The sequence below is a fragment of the Salinivibrio sp. ES.052 genome (genome assembly GCF_900141775.1).
Lineage (GTDB): Bacteria > Pseudomonadota > Gammaproteobacteria > Enterobacterales > Vibrionaceae > Salinivibrio.
Genome location: NZ_FSRI01000003.1, coordinates 150,494 through 167,860 on the forward strand (window position 1 = coordinate 150,494; position 17,367 = coordinate 167,860).

18 protein-coding genes are annotated in these 17,367 nt (G+C 45.9%); 11 read left to right on the forward strand and 7 right to left on the reverse strand.

Annotation, left to right across the window (positions count from 1 at the left end):
* The first annotated feature begins 26 nt into the window (after nucleotides 1-26).
* The 6 genes from BUQ98_RS13615 (at nucleotide 27) to BUQ98_RS17275 (ending at nucleotide 7,194) form a co-directional block, all read left to right on the forward strand.
* A complete protein-coding gene (locus BUQ98_RS13615; protein WP_074214349.1) occupies nucleotides 27-653 on the forward strand; it encodes a hypothetical protein in 627 nt (208 codons plus the stop codon).
* 71 nt (nucleotides 654-724) lie between these two features.
* A complete protein-coding gene (locus tag BUQ98_RS13620) occupies nucleotides 725-907 on the forward strand; it encodes a hypothetical protein (RefSeq protein WP_074214350.1) in 183 nt (60 codons plus the stop codon).
* 941 nt (nucleotides 908-1,848) lie between these two features.
* Complete coding sequence (locus BUQ98_RS13630) at nucleotides 1,849-2,901, forward strand: SAVED domain-containing protein (RefSeq protein ID WP_074214352.1); 1,053 nt, start codon at nucleotides 1,849-1,851, stop codon at nucleotides 2,899-2,901.
* Between the two features lie 847 nt (nucleotides 2,902-3,748).
* A complete protein-coding gene (locus BUQ98_RS13635; RefSeq protein ID WP_074214353.1) occupies nucleotides 3,749-5,032 on the forward strand; it encodes a nucleotidyltransferase domain-containing protein in 1,284 nt (427 codons plus the stop codon).
* Between the two features lie 12 nt (nucleotides 5,033-5,044).
* Nucleotides 5,045-6,712: a ThiF family adenylyltransferase gene (locus BUQ98_RS13640; RefSeq protein WP_217693646.1), complete on the forward strand. Its 1,668-nt coding sequence runs from the start codon at nucleotides 5,045-5,047 to the stop codon at nucleotides 6,710-6,712.
* A 68-nt stretch (nucleotides 6,713-6,780) separates the two neighbouring features.
* Nucleotides 6,781-7,194, forward strand: a complete 414-nt coding sequence (locus BUQ98_RS17275; protein ID WP_371515125.1) for a Mov34/MPN/PAD-1 family protein — start codon at nucleotides 6,781-6,783, stop codon at nucleotides 7,192-7,194.
* A gap of 160 nt (nucleotides 7,195-7,354) precedes the next feature.
* Here the strand turns inward: BUQ98_RS17275 and BUQ98_RS13650 are convergent, their stop codons facing one another.
* The 3 genes from BUQ98_RS13650 to BUQ98_RS13660 form a co-directional block, all read right to left on the reverse strand.
* Nucleotides 7,355-8,257, reverse strand: a complete 903-nt coding sequence (locus tag BUQ98_RS13650; protein WP_074214355.1) for a LysR family transcriptional regulator — start codon at nucleotides 8,255-8,257, stop codon at nucleotides 7,355-7,357.
* A gap of 98 nt (nucleotides 8,258-8,355) precedes the next feature.
* On the reverse strand, nucleotides 8,356-9,603 hold the full coding sequence (locus BUQ98_RS13655) for a type II toxin-antitoxin system HipA family toxin (RefSeq protein ID WP_074214356.1): 1,248 nt from the start codon (nucleotides 9,601-9,603) through the stop codon (nucleotides 8,356-8,358).
* A 12-nt stretch (nucleotides 9,604-9,615) separates the two neighbouring features.
* Nucleotides 9,616-9,879, reverse strand: coding sequence for a helix-turn-helix domain-containing protein (locus BUQ98_RS13660; RefSeq protein WP_051503382.1), 264 nt, complete (start codon nucleotides 9,877-9,879; stop codon nucleotides 9,616-9,618).
* A gap of 416 nt (nucleotides 9,880-10,295) precedes the next feature.
* On the opposite strand from BUQ98_RS13660, the gene BUQ98_RS13665 reads away from it, so the two are divergent.
* The 3 genes from BUQ98_RS13665 (at nucleotide 10,296) to msrB (ending at nucleotide 12,716) form a co-directional block, all read left to right on the forward strand.
* Nucleotides 10,296-10,727, forward strand: a complete 432-nt coding sequence (locus BUQ98_RS13665) for a CidA/LrgA family protein (protein WP_074214357.1) — start codon at nucleotides 10,296-10,298, stop codon at nucleotides 10,725-10,727.
* A gap of 6 nt (nucleotides 10,728-10,733) precedes the next feature.
* Nucleotides 10,734-11,444: an LrgB family protein gene (locus BUQ98_RS13670; RefSeq protein WP_074214759.1), complete on the forward strand. Its 711-nt coding sequence runs from the start codon at nucleotides 10,734-10,736 to the stop codon at nucleotides 11,442-11,444.
* 120 nt (nucleotides 11,445-11,564) lie between these two features.
* Nucleotides 11,565-12,716 (forward strand): peptide-methionine (R)-S-oxide reductase MsrB, encoded by a 1,152-nt coding sequence (gene msrB, locus BUQ98_RS13675; protein ID WP_074214358.1) that lies wholly within the window; start codon nucleotides 11,565-11,567, stop codon nucleotides 12,714-12,716.
* 73 nt (nucleotides 12,717-12,789) lie between these two features.
* Here the strand turns inward: msrB and BUQ98_RS13680 are convergent, their stop codons facing one another.
* A complete protein-coding gene (locus tag BUQ98_RS13680; RefSeq protein WP_074214359.1) occupies nucleotides 12,790-13,530 on the reverse strand; it encodes a substrate-binding periplasmic protein in 741 nt (246 codons plus the stop codon).
* A 161-nt stretch (nucleotides 13,531-13,691) separates the two neighbouring features.
* Between BUQ98_RS13680 and pcp the strand changes: the two genes are divergently transcribed.
* Nucleotides 13,692-14,336 carry a pyroglutamyl-peptidase I gene (gene pcp, locus BUQ98_RS13685; RefSeq protein WP_074214360.1) on the forward strand — a complete coding sequence of 215 codons (645 nt, stop codon included), beginning with the start codon at nucleotides 13,692-13,694 and terminating at the stop codon, nucleotides 14,334-14,336.
* A gap of 79 nt (nucleotides 14,337-14,415) precedes the next feature.
* Here the strand turns inward: pcp and BUQ98_RS13690 are convergent, their stop codons facing one another.
* From BUQ98_RS13690 to BUQ98_RS13700, 3 genes are all read right to left on the reverse strand, one after another.
* Nucleotides 14,416-15,147 carry a glutamine amidotransferase-related protein gene (locus BUQ98_RS13690; RefSeq protein WP_074214361.1) on the reverse strand — a complete coding sequence of 244 codons (732 nt, stop codon included), beginning with the start codon at nucleotides 15,145-15,147 and terminating at the stop codon, nucleotides 14,416-14,418.
* Nucleotides 15,148-15,212: 65 nt separating this feature from the next.
* Entirely contained in the window at nucleotides 15,213-15,950 is a 738-nt protein-coding gene (locus BUQ98_RS13695; protein WP_074214362.1) for a lipoate--protein ligase family protein, read from the reverse strand.
* 38 nt (nucleotides 15,951-15,988) lie between these two features.
* Nucleotides 15,989-16,372 carry a cytochrome b562 gene (locus tag BUQ98_RS13700; protein WP_074214363.1) on the reverse strand — a complete coding sequence of 128 codons (384 nt, stop codon included), beginning with the start codon at nucleotides 16,370-16,372 and terminating at the stop codon, nucleotides 15,989-15,991.
* A gap of 166 nt (nucleotides 16,373-16,538) precedes the next feature.
* On the opposite strand from BUQ98_RS13700, the gene BUQ98_RS13705 reads away from it, so the two are divergent.
* On the forward strand, nucleotides 16,539-17,306 hold the full coding sequence (locus BUQ98_RS13705) for a siderophore-interacting protein (protein ID WP_074214364.1): 768 nt from the start codon (nucleotides 16,539-16,541) through the stop codon (nucleotides 17,304-17,306).
* Nucleotides 17,307-17,367: the final 61 nt, after the last annotated feature.

Sequence of the window (17,367 nt, forward strand, 5' to 3'; positions counted from 1 at the left end):
AAGTAGCTTCATTCGAGAGTTAATTGATGTTTGAAATCTTTGAGCCTTTAAGTCCCTATCTTCCACTAATAACTGTCGGACTTGCTGTCTTTACCTTATGGAATGCTATAAAAACACGTATCCAAGGCAATGAGCTAAAGAAACAGAACCTAGCTTTGAAACGGATTGACCGGGAAGACAAATTTCGTTACCTACACCCCCATCTATATGTTGATTTTATAGCTAAATTCCCTTACCAAGATTCATCATATACGCCCACTTGCGTAATGATTGTATCAAACCGTGATGAAAGAAACGTTAGAGTTGATACTGTTGAATGGGCTTATGATGACGGTTTTAGTTGGGCGCTTGATAATGTGGATTTTCAACCTGTAATGCTACAAACATCTGATAAAATTGAAATATCAATAAATCCAGAAGCAAAAATTTTTCCACATAGTAGTGGCAAACCGTTGGACATGATTGCTAATATCCTAGGGTTGTCTATTAAAGTTAAGTTATCTACCGACGCTGGTCGTCTATATTCAATTGATGACCATCGTTTTAAGCGTTATTTGATGTGCAGGTACATTGATTCAGCAATTATGCTAAAAGTTGGTGAGTATTTTCTGTGTCGACAATACAAACTAAGCCTTTTAAATTTACTCATATAAAAAGAAAATAAATCTCAACCGTTATATCTCAGTTTAGTTCCGATAACTGCAAGTTCAAAAGGAGTAAATTCATGGCCACTTGGGATATTACACATTACATACAAGAATGTGAAAAATGCGGTAAAAAATATAATGTGACTAAGCATGAGCAACCGGTGAGAGAAAAGGGTGTTTTTAACTGTCAGTGTGGTCATCAACTTGAATGTTGGAATGGTGGTGTTGATTACACATTTTCTGAAATAAAAGAACAATAAATATAACGAAATAAGTCCGTGGGACTATTTCTCGCTGCGCGTATATTAGCGCCCGCTTGGGAAGTTACGAGATAAGTTCGTCGGAAATACAAAAAAGTGTCTTATGGAAAGTTGGGAGAGTTTGAGTGACGATGAGCAGGATGTGTATATCAATCTAAAAGCTCGAAACCGTAAGGCTATAAAAATATTTAAACCAGACGACTCATCAACGCAATCAGAGAGCCGCAATTTGCTGGCTATGACAATACATCACCTTACAACTGGTTGTTTTTTGAATACGAGAGAAGAAAGGCGCAACGAAACTGGATTTTAGGAATTGTCGCCGCAATTATTGCGGGTACTGGTGTTTTGTTCATAGCAACCGCTTCGTGAAATGTCAAAAATAGGAATAAGTTTCGCGCAGCCACTTATTCTTATTTGAGTGTTGAAAAAGCCATTGCATTATTAAGTAAATAGGTTGAATAAGCATAGATAGGCGCTGCGTTTAGCTCTTTTTTCAGAACGATCACAGCTTAGAGGTAGCAGATAAGTTGTCAGCTCAGTACGATGCGCCGTGAATCGCAATACACATTGTGGACATTCCTGCTGGTCTAGTCCGTAGTTTAACGCGTGAAGAGAAAAATGGTGCTTAGCGAGCTCAACGCCACAAAATAATTGAGTGGAAATGGTTACCTTCGATATTTAATAACGTACCTAAGTGTGACAGAACTTCAAAAAAGAGAGTTCAGTCATTCGTTAGTAATTTTTATAAAGATTTGGAGAAGGGAAACTGATACCTTACAAAATGTTGAATGAATACTTTCTATACAACTATTCTTTTTTAAACATCTGATGCGCGATATGGGTTTATTTAACGAGGTAGTTTTCAAGCGATGGTACACATAATATTAGATTTTCTGTATGTAATTGTACAACGGAGGTTATCTTCCGGGCGATACTTGATGATGTCTGGAATATCCATAGCTGGGGCTTGTTTGGGGATTGGGTCTATTATGGGAAGTATCTCAAATGACTCACTAACCATTACTTTAGACAACAATAGCTCACCGCTATCATCTATCTTTATTAATGTTTTTTTTGTTCTTGGTGTGTTAAGTTTTTTAGTAGGATCTCTCATTGAGCTGTATGAGCGCTTAGTAGGTGAAGCCGCTGTGAGTAATCGAGCAAAAAGTATTGATTTGCGAAGTCTTGGACAAGCAAGTGCTCCTAAACTATCTAGGGCATTTCCTTTGCAAATTGAAGAGTCAGGTCTTCATTATGACTTATTTCTCTGTCGTCTAGAAGGTGAAAATTTGGACTCTTGGTTAGAAAGGTCTAAGCGAGCTTTAGAGGTTTTCTCTAGTGAAAGTCTTGAACGAATTAATAGCCATGAATCAGAACACCCATTAGCTCTCGGTGCACAAGCTCACATACCTCATTGTTTTACAATAGGCTTTATGGTTGCCAATAGAAGGTTGGTTAACTTTTATTGTTGGAGTAGGGATAAAAACAAAGATGAGAAAAGCCGGTGGATTGACACCAGAGATAAAAGGACTAGAGGAAAGACAATAATTGGTTTTACGAAGACTTTGATTGCTCAACATATCGATGATGATACTAATGTCAAAAAACTTGGTCTTTCACTCGAAATATCAATCCCTTCAAATCCAACGATCTTTATGACTCAATTGAAATTAGATGCTTGCACTCAAATTAAGGTAAAGCACCAATACGTCGGGAATTTATTCTCGGAAAAAGAACAAGTTAATATCATTACAGAAATAAGAAGCTTATTAAATAATAACCTTTTTAAACGGTTTCCTAACTTGCGGGAGCTTCACATCACTATTACTGGTCAAGCTTCATTTGTGATGAGGCTTGGGGCTGACTTTAATCAGAATCATTTCCCGAAAGTAATTAAGGTGTATCACTTTGAAAATAATACGTACCCTTGGTGTTTTTGTCTTAGCCCAAATAATAAATCCATCCAGTATTTAATAACCAGAGATCAATGAAGAGAGATGTATGCAGCAGTCTTATTCAGGGAGTTATGAGAACTTGCTAGCTTCATGTCGTTACCATCAATCGAAATTCCAGCCATTACTGCATTTTTTATTTAAACTTAAATAACCTGGCCATCACTTATATATACAGAATATATCCTTACTAATAGAAAAGCTTTCAGTCGGGTTTGACGTATCCTCTCATATTTGAACGAGCCCCATCGTATACGTTAGCCGTTGACATGCCGTGATGGCCTACCGGTATTGGGTCAGATTAATAAGATATCGCTGATACTTTCTAACCTCGAGGCCAAGCGAAATATCGAGAGTAAGAAAAGGCGCTTGATAGTGTTAGTTTGAAAGTAGTAATGCCAACCTAACTTGGGCGCAACTAATCATTTCATATACATCAGACCAATCGACCAAGATAATAGGATAAAGATCGGCGCACGTCATCAGGTGCGCATGCCAGCGATAAATGAGGTTTTTCTCTCGATACGGCAGCGCATTGCCTAACAGTCGATGATATGTTTGACAGAGGTTTGAGTCTTAAGCGCGCACCCAAGTTTGGTTAAGAGAAATAAGCCGTTTTTTGTGAAGCTTGGGGCACTGTTTTGACAGTGTTTGTAGTAGGATTTGGTCATCACGCATCGTTAGCATCGCTATTGAATCTGTCTATATCGAGAGTATTTTTGGTTAAGTTCATTAGGTAAAAAGGGAGTGATACGTTCATATCTAATTGTTTTGATTGATATTAATGAGGGGGTTCGTTAGGGCTCGGCTTTGTCCGTTAGTTGGCATCAGGTGACAGCTGTAGCCGGCTCTGAGACCAAATCTATAAACATCCGAGGAGCCAGTTATGCCACATAGTAAATACTCAACTTTAGTCAAGGATGCTCTGCAGCGCAGAGACAATTCACTTCGCAAGGGGCTAGATTCCATAAGCGAAGGTATATCGATGGAGTCATTTGATTCTGCTTATAATATTTACGGCCCGTGGGCTAGTGAGCTTGCTTATGTCAACGATCATATTACAGTTTCTCAAGAAATAATTGACAATGCAGCGAAAGAATACGAAAAGGTTGCGGATAAGCTTATAAAGGAGCTTGAGTGGGATGAGAACTCTATCAGGGTTTTACCCCAAGGTTCAGCAAGTACCCAAACGCTTATTAAGGCTCCAGACAGATCAAAGTTTGATATTGACGCTGTTTGCCAAGTGGATGTGTCACAGATAGATACACAAGATCCGATGGCTTTCTTCGAAAAGGTTGGGGGTGTTTTAACCGAAATAGAAGCTATTAGGAAAAAACGTTGCTGGAAGATCCAATTTTCCAAAGAGCCATTTTATCTGGAGTTTACACCTTCAATCCCCCTCGTGACGGTGACTGAAGAGGTTAGACAATCCATGTCTCCTCGTTTCCTACCGGTTGAACACAAATACCTCAATACTGCACTGGCAGTGGTGGATACACCCACTGAATCGTGGAAAACATCTAACCCTGAAGGGTTCTCAGCTTGGGTAAAAGACACTGCGAAGTTAAAGCTATTAGCCCATCAAGCAAATGAATCAATTTCAATGGAAAGTCGAGATGGTATAGATCCTGTTCCAGAGCAACATGTTGAGTTGGAAGATACGCTACGTATCGCTATACGTTTATTCAAACGACACAGAGATATGTGTATTAGAAGGGGACAGATTGAAAAAGAAAGCAAGCCTATTTCTGTGATCATAGTTACTCTCCTGACCGGGTGCTATGCTGGACTGTACAATCTACGGCAATCATACAACCACCCCATTGAACTATTAGCCGACCTAGTTGAGCTAATGCCTAAAATGATTGAAGTAAGAAACGGCGAGTTCTGGGTAGAGAATCCGACTGTGCCTGAAGAAAATTTTGCTGAACGATGGAATGAAGATGACGGAGAGCGTTTTAGCACCATTACTCGCTGGTGTGCTCTTCTAGCTGCAGATCTACAACATATACTACAAGCAACAGATGATCGTGAAATCAAAGAACGAGTACGAAAAATCTTTGGATGCCAAGGTAATAAGTTCGATACTGATGGGTCTAAGAACCCAGGATATGATATATCCCCTATTTTAAGACCCAAACCAGCACCAAAAACTAACGGTTTGGCTTGAGGATAGTTGAAGATGACGATCGATATTAATCGATTAAAATCATTGGTTCCCCCACTTGAGACATCGTACCGCATCTGTTCCGAAGAGGCTAAGGCTTATCGCCTTGGCCTTCCGAATATTAGCGATGAGCGTGAGTTTCAGTGGGCAGAACTTATAATCCCAAGAGACTTTCCACATGACCAAGCTCGCATAATACTCTCTCCCGATACTATATTGAGGATACCTCATGTTGAGTATAACGGAGCTCTTTGTATTGAAGAGATTGGCCCCGGAAGAGGATTCAGTCCAGAAGAACGCATCCATTACTTACTTCATGATTTTTACAATGAGTTCTTATCATCTTGGATAAGCGGAGATCTAGACGACGATTTTGCAAAAGAGCCTCTTCATTATTGGGATATTTACGTTTCTAGATTTCGTGGACGACATGATCCCATTCGTGAAATTTGGACCGTAGATAAGGCTCCAAAAAGGGCTAGTATAAGAGAGGGAACACTTTTATTACCTGCAGGTATTGTGATTGTGGACAACATGAGGCTCCAAACGTCTCATAGGTTAGCTCATTCCCTTGGCAAACAAGCGTCTCAACGTATTCGAGTATCCATCGCTGATATTCCTATTGAGTATCCATTAACCCCCTCAACTTGGCCAAGTAATTTAAGGGAACTAGAACTACTGGTTGCGGCACGCTTCGAGCAGAATAAACAATACTTGTTTCAAACCAACTTGCGAAAGCGTGCTAAGGGCGTCCATAGAATTGTTCTTTTGAGAAACGATTACTATGGATTTGCATACTTCTTGCCAGGAGGGCCTCCAATACCAGTGGGAAAAGGTACAGAAAGACGCGCGTATCCATCAAGGAAAAGCCCACAACCTATTTCTGTGAGCAGGCTGGATGCATCGTGGACTATAGCAAGAGACCAGAGCCCCTCTATCGACGTGCGACAAGAACAAAAAGTCGTGGTTTTTGGGGCTGGAGCTTTAGGTAGTCCAGTAGTAGAACATTTGGCTCGAGCAGGCATTGGTTCAATAACATTAGTGGACCCTGAAATCATAGAGCCTGCGAATTTGGGGAGACATTTACTTGGAACAGAATCAATTCGAATGCCAAAAGCCTTAGCTGTAGCAAAGAGATGTAACAATGGTTTCCATGCGTCACAAGTAAAGCCAGCTGTTATGTCAGCGGAACGATGGCTGACTGAAAACGGCATAGACGACGTATCTTTGTTGCTTGACCTTACAGGAGAATTTAATGTTCGTTTGTTTTTAGACAGAATACGTTCAAAAAATAAATGCCCTCTATTGGTTGGGTGGATGGAGCCATACGTAGCTGCTGCACATGTTTGTTATCTAACATCAGAGACAACATGGATGTTAGAAGGAAGTGATGCTTTGGAGCAATTGCAGGCCGTAGAATGGCCTGAGGACGTTATTCAAAGCGAACCTGGTTGCAATAGCAAGTTTCAAAGCTATACGGCTTCTGCAGCAGCATATGCCGTGGCATTAGTGACTGAACAAGCCTTACAAGTACTTGAAGACAAACCTGATCAAGCAAGAGTAACAAGTTGGGTTCGTGGCAAAAAATACTTAAGGCAGCATAAGGAAGGTCTTGAACTGAAGCATTGGGCAAAGATAGCCGATTCCCACAACGGTATGATAATCGAGAGGTCTTTCCCTTGAAACATCGTATCTTTTTTTATCCCGACTGGAGCCGATACGTTATGTTCACACCAAATGCTCTAGAGAGCATGTATTTGCACACTCAAAATTATAAGGGAAGTTTAGAGGCTGGCGGGGAAGTGTTTTCTCGAACTCCGCATGAAACAGGATTAGTTGTCGACTTTATAGCTGGGCCAGATATGCGAGACAAACGCGGTCCATGTTCTTTTATCCCCGATCCTACAGCCGCTACTGAAATGCGAATGCTACAGTTTGACCAAAACAGGCATGCAGTGGGGCTGTGGCATACGCATCCGGAGCGAATGCCACAGCCATCAAATAAGGACAAAAGAACCGGGGAATTATACTTGAAATCACTAGATGGCCAACTGGACTCATATCTTATGCTCATCTTAGGTAATTCGGGGGATCCGTTGAATTTATGCGTTTGGTCCGTATCGGAGAGCCAAGGTTTATCTTGGATTCGGCTTATTGAAAAATAACTAGGAGCATTTGAACAGTCTGGACAAATAATAGTTTTTGCAAATTCCGGCCCATGCTTAGTCTGTTGTTACTGAATCCTCTTATGAAAAATCTTATACAAGTTGACCCTCAATCTTCCAAGAATCGTCATTTGTTAAAAAGTAAGCCAATATGTAATCGTTATTCATCCATCACCTCTGTCGACTGGCACAACTGCATCCAAGCCTCGGCGGTGCGTGAGACATAGCGCTCGCCGTGCCAGACTAACCCGAGTTGCCATTCAATCGCTGGGCTTATCGGTTTCACAAGCAATAACTCACTGTCTTCCAAGCTAGCACTGAGGCGCTGGCATAAGGGCGCGGGTAAAAACGCTACCCCTGCACCACTTTTCACCAAGGCGGCTAAAAAATCCCACTGACTGCTACGCGCGGCAATAGTCGGCTGATAACCATGCTCTTCACAGCGGGCAATAATCCGATCGCTTAGAGTAAATTCAGCGCTATACAGATAAAACGGCTCGTCTTTCACTGCCTGCCATGTCAGGCTTTTTTGCGCTCGCCACGCCGCTTGGTTAGGCAACACAGCATAAATGGAGTGAGTTTGTAAGGGTAAACTTTGCAAGCACTCAGGCTGGGTGTCGGTGAGCATGGTGATTGCCACATCAATCTCGCCATTGATCAGCGCTTGTTCGGTGCGCCGCCCACCGTATTCGACAATACTGAGCGCCACGTTTGGGTAGCGTTGACGGTATTCACGCAACACATTGGCATACAGCGGCCCTATCATCGGCGGCATCCCCAACCTGAGTTGGCCGCGCGCCAGTTGATTGAGATCGTCCAGTTCAGTATTTAGCTGCTCAAACTCAGCAATAATGCTCTGCGCACGCTGATACACCACCTCGCCAGCATCGGTTAACCAAAACCGCCTTCCCTCTCGGTGCAACAACGGCTGACCCACATCTTGCTCAAGGTTACGCACCATTTTACTGATTGTCGGTTGCGTCACATGCAACGACGCCGATGCGGCAGTAAAGCTCTGCTTTTCCACCAAGGCAATAAAATAGCGCAACGCACGAATATCCATAAACGGCCCTTAAAAGCTGTCTGTTAACTATGTCATTTTGGCATAGTTGATGGCGAAAAAAGCAGAGGAACTGGCACTTGTTACCAAACGTCACTAGGTTACACTTTCGGTAGCATGAAGCAGTCTCTCATTAAGTCTCGCTCACCGCGTTTGATACCCGCTTCTTTTGCCAAGCGCTCCCATTTAGACACGGCCTGGGCGACTTGACGATAAATTTTGTCAGCTGTTTTCACATCAAGTTGAAAGTACTCCGCCACCTCAAACGCTAGGTCAATATCTAAAGCATTATCTTTGTCGTCAATATTTAAGTGCAGCCCGTGGGCATGTTGTGTTGAATTGATGTCGTAAGCGGGTGACAGTCGCCAACCTGTCGTGTCAAAAATAAAGCCATGATTACGTAGGTGATCGTCACTATTGGCAACCATGATATTAAACAGCATACGTCTCCAAAGCTGTGCCAAGTCCGCCCGCGTATTAGAACCATTCTGGATAAGAAATTCCGCTAACTCTAAGTAGCTCGCTCCATCATCATTGCCATCGAAATATTCAAGCTGTGTCATTGCTGACGTAAATTGCAGTATCCTGCCGTCATCGGTACGATCAAATCGCTTAGTCAGGAAAATATGGTGGTCTGAACCAATGGCCTGCACTTTACATTCAGCCATATTGATCCCAGAGTCCAAGGCCATTTGGCACACCAAGTATTCCCACAGGCCAATATCATAATCGTCATACCGACTTGGAAACTTTGCCAGCCATAAAGTACCATCGACATCTCTTACAGAAGCTTTCGGCCTAGCTCCGCCCAACGATGACCCTGGTGAGATAAGCATATTCAACCATTTGAGGTAGTCAGGATTATCAAAGTCGGGTTTGTCCTCGATGCCTTGCGCTGCACATTCTAGCTCCGCGAGTGAAGTCATAGCTGGAGCCGCCAGATCGTCATTGTCGTCAAGAAAATTGCCACCATGCTCGGTGCAAAACCTTAAAGCGCCCATTCTAAAAGAGTCATGAACACCGAGGAGATAGTCGGTTTCGTATAATGTGTTCGCTCTACGTCCCTCAATGCGGGCTATAACAGCCTCTCGACGTTGCATCAGCAAGCGCCCCCATCGATCAGGGCAAGAATCCAAGAATATCTTGAAGTTTTTGTCATCTTCAGCGTGCTGCTCGCCACTATATAAATGAAGGCAAGGGTCGATTTGAGAAGCATACTTAGATTTAAGCCAGGTCTTGTCATAGCAAAAGCTGAAATGCTCTTTACCACGGATTCGCGATGCTCTCAGTGTCCCAATAAACAAGGGCGGCTCAGTTTCAATCCAATCAGCGTAGACAAAGATTTCCATTCGTTTGATGCCCTATCGTCTCGTTTTCAACAACTCGATATCTTGCAGTTTCCTACCAAGTTCATCATCGAGCGCGACTTTACCTAGATCGTCTAACAAACCTAGTACGGCGAGCACATTAACATAATGGCCTAACGACACTGTCGGATCGCCTTTTGTGATTTTTCGTAGCGTTGGTTTCGAGATCCCTGTGCGCTGATGCATTCTATCTTGACTGATCCCTCGACGTTTCATCGCCAATAAGATGTTTTCACCCAATTGATGCAATATTTTCATCTGCCGCGGGAACACGGTGGCACCGCGCTTGGGCGGCGATTCCTTATCACACTTCATCATAATGAAATTAAAACTCGATAAAAACTCAATATATGAAAATATAGTTTCATATTAAAAAGAAATCAAAGACAATCTGCTAAGACTCGATTTTGTCAAAGACAACATGACGGACTGCCCATAAAAATGAAACTATAAATTATTTTTAAGGAGGCATATGAAAACATAGTTTCACTTTTAGTGCCAGGCATATATGACGAAAAACTGATTCCTCACGGGACTGGGTTGTCGCTAACGCAGCTTTATCGCTCAACAAATCATGCCATTTTGGCATAGTTTAAATAAAAAAAAGTCACTTTATTCACTCTCTGCCAAGACGTAAACTATGAGCCATCTCACAGATTCTTGGCACGCCTTCGATGCAATTGATTAAAAACGCCTTACTTACCTTACTGCAAGTCTTTGTCTTAGCAGGCATTTGGTTTTTGTCTGATTGGTTGGTCACCACCTTTGCTATTCCACTACCGGCCAACCTCACCGGTATGTTGCTGTTGTTAGGCGCATTAATGTTGAAAGTTGTCCGTGCCGATTGGTTACGTCGCGGGGCAGCGTGGCTGTTAGCAGAGATGTTGCTGTTTTTTGTGCCGGCGGTAGTGGCGGTGGTCAACTACCAAGATTTATTGCTGCAAGAAGGCGGTAAGATCATGGTAGTACTGATTTTGAGTACCGCAATGGTGATTGCGTCAACCGCTTGGGTGGTCGATAAGGTGTATCGTTTTGAGGTTAAAATGGCGCGCCGCCGCAGTAATCATCACCACACGCATCATCCTGATCTAAAATCGGAGTGCTAAGCCATGATGTCTGCTTTACCTGCTTGGCTTCACGCCTCGTTATTAAGCGTTACCTGCTTTTTAATGACCCTTGGCTTTTATTACATGAGTAAATGGCTGTATCGCCGTCATCCCTCCATTCTGGTGATGCCATTGTTGCTCGCGCCCTTGCTGATTGTCGCGGTGGTGGTGGGGTTTAATATCCCGTATCAAGACTACATGGCGCAGTCGTACTGGCTGCTGTGGCTGCTGGGCCCGGCGACTGTAGCGTTTGCGATCCCCGTGTATGATAACCGCGCGCTCATCCGCCGCCATTGGTTGTCGCTATCGATAGGCGTCACAGTGTCTGTGCTGGTCGCGATTACCAGTACTGTGGTGCTAGCGCGGGTGTTTGAGCTGTCTGAGCTGCTGCAACGCAGTTTGGCGATGCGCTCAATCACCACCCCTTTTGCTGTAGAAGCCACCAAAGCGATTGGCGGGCAAAGCGATCTCACCGCGCTGTTTGTGGTTCTCACTGGGGTGATTGGCATGGCGATTGGTGAAAGTATTTTGACCGTGATTGCGATTCGCTCGCGCTTAGGCCGCGGCGCAAGTTTGGGCGCATCGGCCCACGGTGCTGGCACCGCTAAAGCGTATCAAATTGGTCACGAAGAAGGGGTGGTCGCCAGTGTGGTGATGATGATTGCCGGTATGGTGACTGTGTTGCTTGCACCTGTGTTGGGTCAGCTGCTTTGGTAAGTGATCGCTAAGGACTTTTCTGCGCTACGTTATCAGTAACTACAGAAAAGTGGGAGAGGATGAAAGTTTCTGCTTGGTGCGCAGGTCTTGATCCTCACCAACCCTAATAACGAGGCGATCATGAAACAGCACAAATCAATGTGGCGAGTTATCGCGTTCACAGCGTTCAGTTTGCTATCGATAGCAAGTTATGCGGCGGTGAAAGACACTGCCACCACAGACCAAGGCTACCAAAAGGCGACCCTTGCCGGCGGGTGCTTTTGGTGTACCGAGTCCGATTTGGAAAAACTCGATGGCGTGATCGATGTGGTGTCAGGCTACTCAGGCGGCGAGCTTGAAAACCCAACCTATAAACAAGTCTCGTCCGGCACCAGTGGCCATATTGAGGTGATTGATGTCACCTATGATCCAAAAGTCGTAGATTACGAACAGGTGCTCGATCAGTTTTTCCGTCATATCGACCCTACTGATGACCAAGGCTCGTTCGTTGACCGTGGTCCGCAATATCGCCCCGCGATCTTTTATCGCTCTGAAACGCAAAAACAAATTGCTGCCGATTTTATGGCGGAAATTGAAGCGTTAGGCGTGTTCAAAAAGCCGCTGAAAACCGAGTTGATCCCGTTTGAGAAATTCTGGCCAGCAGAAAGCTATCATCAGGACTACTACAAAAATCACAGTATTCGCTATAGCTATTACCGCTACGCATCCGGCCGTGATCAGTATCTGGACGAGATTTTTGGTGACGATCGCAAAGACAACCCCATCACCTTGAGAGAAATGATTGACGCGCAGAAAGCGGACGAGATGACATCGAGTGCGAGCAATATGTCTTATTCGCGCCCCTCGGACGAAAAAATCCGCGCGATGTTGTCAGACATGGAATACGAAGTCACCCAAGAAGACGGCACTGAGCCAGCATTCCGCAATCCCTACTGGGACAACAAGCAAGCCGGGATTTATGTGGATATCGTTTCGGGCGAGCCGCTGTTCTCCTCCACTCATAAATACAAATCCGGCACTGGCTGGCCCAGCTTCACGCAGCCCATCAATAAGCAGTATGTGGTCACCAAGCCAGATAAATCACTGTTTTACACCCGCACCGAGGTACGCAGTAAGGTGGCGGATTCGCATCTCGGCCATGTGTTTGAAGATGGACCCGCGCCAACCGGCCTACGCTATTGCATGAACTCAGCCGCGATGCGCTTTGTGCCGGTCGATAAAATGGCCGAGGCGGGTTATGAGGATTACCTTTATCTGTTTGATAATCAGTAAAATTAACGCTAACACAAACAACGCCCCAGCGAGTTCTCACTGGGGCGTTGTTTATCTGTGGATGATTAAACGATCAGTTAGCCGGTTTTTGTTCAGGCGGCGTTTGACCGTATTTTTCAAAAATGGCACTGACTTCGCCTGACGCTACCATTTGCTGAATGGTGCGCTCGAACTCAGGGAAATAATTCGCCACCGGTGATTTTTTCGGGATGCTGATATAGCGTCCATTATAAAAACGGTCCACAAAATTGGCCTGAGTGAACGCGCTCACCGCAGTGAATTTATCAATATCGTGGCTTGAAGACGTCACCGCCACATCAATACGCCCGTTTTCCAGTACCTTAATGATTTGTTCCGTGTCGTTGTAATAGCGACGCTTGAGATCCTCGGTATTGTTAAATAAATCGGAGTAGAAGCTATCACGCAGTGCGCCGATCCGATACTGCTTTAGCTCTTCAAAACTATTGATTTGCTGGTTAACATTTGGGCCGATGATGTAAAACACTTCACGGATGCTATAGCCATAAGGGACAGCATTCAAAAAGGCCTCACGCTCATTGTTCATCGAATGACGCGGAATAATATCAACCTCCCCGACTTCGGCAACGTTGATGGTTCTTGCCCATGGCACGGTCGACCAATCAGGTGTGTGGCCCATTTTCTCAAGTGCCACCGTAATAACTTCAGCGACAGGGCCTTCACAACCGGTTTCGGTGGGGATCAACTCAGGCGCGCGATCGCGACAGTGTGCTCTAAAGGTGTCAGCGGTGGCCGGTACTGCCACGAGTATCAGTGCCAAAAGTAAGTATCTCATTGTCTACCCTCACAGTGATTAGTACTCAGTAAGCGTAGTGATCCCTTTGCAAAACTGCCTGTTTTTTGAACACCCATAGCCTCTTATTCAAAGGTGACCTCTGTCAGTGTTTGCGGTAAAGTCCTTTTATCTCAGGCATATCACATCAATAGGGACATGGCATGCACACCATCTTAATTACTGGATTTGAACCGTTCGGCGGCGAGAGTGACAACCCGTCATGGCAAGTGGCAAACGCATTAGAAGGCTGGCAGCCCAATGAAGAGTGCATCGTCAAAGCCGTGCGCCTGCCCTGCACCTTTGAAGACAGCTTATCAACGTTACATAGCGCGTTGGAATCGCTCAGTCCGGTGATGGTGATTGCTCTTGGCCAAGCCGGTGGTCGCGCTGAGATAAGCTTGGAGAAGGTAGCGATCAATTATCAAGATGCGCCTATTCCCGACAACGCCGGTAAGCAGCCACATGGCACGCCGGTGGTGTCATCTGGGCCCAATGCCTATTTTTCTACCTTGCCGCTCAACCGTTTAGTGAACGCGTTAAACGAAGCGCATCACCCTGCCAGTATTTCTTACACCGCGGGCACCTTTGTGTGTAACCACGTGTTTTATGGCTTGATGCATGCGCTGGCTCATCATACTGAGGTACGCGCCGGCTTTATTCATATTCCCTACAGCCCAGCACAAGCGTGTAAGCACCGCGCCCCGAGCATGCCAGTGGGTGATGTGGTGGCGGCGATGAAGATAGCCATTGAGTTGAGTTTATTGGATGATGATGTCACCACCGTATGTGAAGGTATGTTGCACTAACGCTAGATAGATGGCGCCCGGACGATAGCGCCTAGAGGACGGAGCACAGTTGCGGTTACCGTGCTCCTAACCCAGTCGCTTAAAACAGCCACTCAGTGACAAGATCGTTGTCGGTCAGCACGCTATCGAGAAAGGCAAACAAGTGCGCATTCATCGGTGCCGTATCAAAGGCGCGAATGGAGGCAGGGTCTTGAATAAAGCGCTTGTTAGCGGCCTCGCCCTCTGGATAGGCGGCGTGCAGTAAGCCTTCAACCGCCAGCGGTGTCAACTCAAGGTGGCATTGAAAGCCATACACCCTTGGTCCGTACTTCACGATCTGGCGCGGGCAACCTTCGCTGCTAGCCAGTACACGACTGTTTGGTGTCAGCCCCGGCATATCATGGTGCCAATGGCCCACAATTTCTTGCGGCGCGAAGTGCGGAATGTGCTCGTCGATGTGGCCATCTTCGCTTAATTGGATGGGGAAGTAGCCAATCTCGGGCTCAGGACTTGTCTGATACGGCGCGCCCAAGGCTTCACCAATCAGTTGCGCGCCGAGGCAAATCCCTAATACCGCACTGCCTTGTTCGATACACTGCTTAATCAGCGCTTGCTCGCGCTGGCTATCAAAGTGTGGACATTCAGATTGTGGCGTATCTGGACTTTGCGGCCCGCCGAGTACCACCAGCAGATCAATGCCTTCACCACTTTCTGGCAACGGCTCGCCCCGATACAAATGACTGGTTGTCACATGATAGGCACGCTCGTCACACCAATCTAAAATGGCACCTGGGCCTTCAAACGCCTCGTGAATAACAAGATGGACGCGCATTCCTCACTCCTTGGGATTTGTTTTACGCACGATTGCGGCTAAGCATACTATATTGAGCGTCGGCCTCAAGCCTTGCCAACCTCGAGTGGCGGGCGCGCCACAAACGCTTGAGTTAGCAACTGAAACAGCTGTTCGGTTGCCGGCAATTCATCTAAGTGCGCGGCTAATGGGGTATGCACCTCGGCCTCAATGCGATCGGCGTGACCACATAACTGGTTGCACAGCGACACGGGGGCAACAATATGTTGGCAATCCGCATCAACCAGCAAACACGCTTGCGCCAGCATCACTGTTTGTTTGGCATCGCCTGCGCCCGCGCCTAAACGCAGGATACGCTGGGCAGTTCCCACCACTTTTTTGCCGGCAATATTGAGGTTGTAGTCACCATCACAATACGAACCGGGCGTATCGCCCACCGCCGTTACAATGCCTAACTGATGGAAAAAAGACTGTAAAATGGTGCAAAAATACTGGTAAGCCGTCTGGATATGATAAGGCGTGTTAGCAGGCCACACCGTCAGATAAGACACGTTAATCACCCCTGGCAGTTGCGGCACCGGCGCCCCGCCTGTTTGGCGGTTATGTACTTGCCAACCTAACGCTGATAACGCGCGGCGTAATTCAGGGGTTTGGGGCCATTTTTGGCCCGCCGGCAGTACCAAGGTTTGCGCATCTGGCTGCCAAAGCAGTAATGCCTCGTTGAGTTCGCCCTGCTCTATCCGGCGGATCAGCGCCTGCTCTTTCTCAAATGCAGACGCCACCGACAGCGAGGGATAACGCAAAATCGTTTTTTGAGTCGCCATCGTGCACTCGCTATCGTTACATTCCTATTATCCGGCTATTAACCGAACAAACGCTGCCAAATGCTTGGGTTGCGTTTGTCGTGGTACTCTTCACGCAAGGCATCGATTTGGCGCATCCCTTGTTTTGCTTGGTCGAGATCGCCTTCGCTGAGCGCCGTATCAATCTTATCCAAGGTCACCGCCAATTTATCGAACCCTTCCATAAAGATATCCGTTTTTTCCGGTGGGTAGCTGCCCGCTTTGGCTTTCGCAACCAGGGTTTCCAGTTTGGCGACCGGTGCTTGCATGGCGTCAATACTTTGCGCACTCGCCGCTTCTTTGAAGGTCATTTTAATTTCTTTCATGATCGGCTTGAGCTCAGAGGCTGAGACGTTCAACGACAGCAGCACCGCCACCGCACCCGTGAGTATGACTTTCTTCATTTTTGCTCCATGTAATTGTTTTTTAGTAATAATATTGCGCCATCATCTTACTCACTTATCGTGGTATTTCCTAGCGTAGAAGCGTAAAACAATGTAAAGCGCTTACACATTCCGCATCCAGATGTTATGATTAATTGTAAATGATAATGATTTTAAGTTAGATAATATGAAACAGCCGAACTATCACCTCACTCACGTTATTGATACCCAAACCGTCACACCCAATATGCAACGCTTAACCTTACAAAGCGACGCCTTCGCGGACTTCCCAGCGGAGTGTGAAGGCGGCTATATCAAGTTGCTATTTGATAAAGCGGGAAGCACGGATCTGAACGAATTAGCAGAAGGCGAACGCCCTGTGATGCGCACCTACACCATTCGCCGTTTTATGCCTGACCAGCAGCAAATTGAAGTGGATATGGTTCGCCATCAAATCGAGCAAGCCGATTGTGGCTTTGCTGCGCGCTGGGCACTGAACGCCCAAGTGGGCGATACCATTCATATTGTCGGCCCTGGGACGATTGCACCGATAAATCGCGATGCAGATTGGTTCTTTATGGCCGCAGACATGACCTCGTTGCCGGCGCTATCGGCCAAGATCAAAACCTTGCCTCGCGATGCCAAAGGTTATGTGGTGATCCAACTCGATACCACAGAGGATGCCCAACCACTCGACGCTCCCGCTGGCATGGAGATTATTTGGCTAACCACACCAACGTTGTCTGAGACGGTAAAAGCACAGCCTTGGTTAGCGGGGCAAGTGTCCGTGTGGTGTGCCTGTGAATTTGAAAGCATGCGCGCACTGCGCCAGTATTTCCGCAATGATCGTGATGTTGAGCGTGAGTTTATCTACATCAGCAGCTATTGGAAAAATGGCGTGACCGAAGAAGGCCACAAAGTGATCAAGCGCGAAGACGCGGAGAACAATCAGTAAGCCTGATATGCGCGTGATGTTCATCTGTCAGTGAGCGAACTTTTCCAGTCTCAACCCGCAT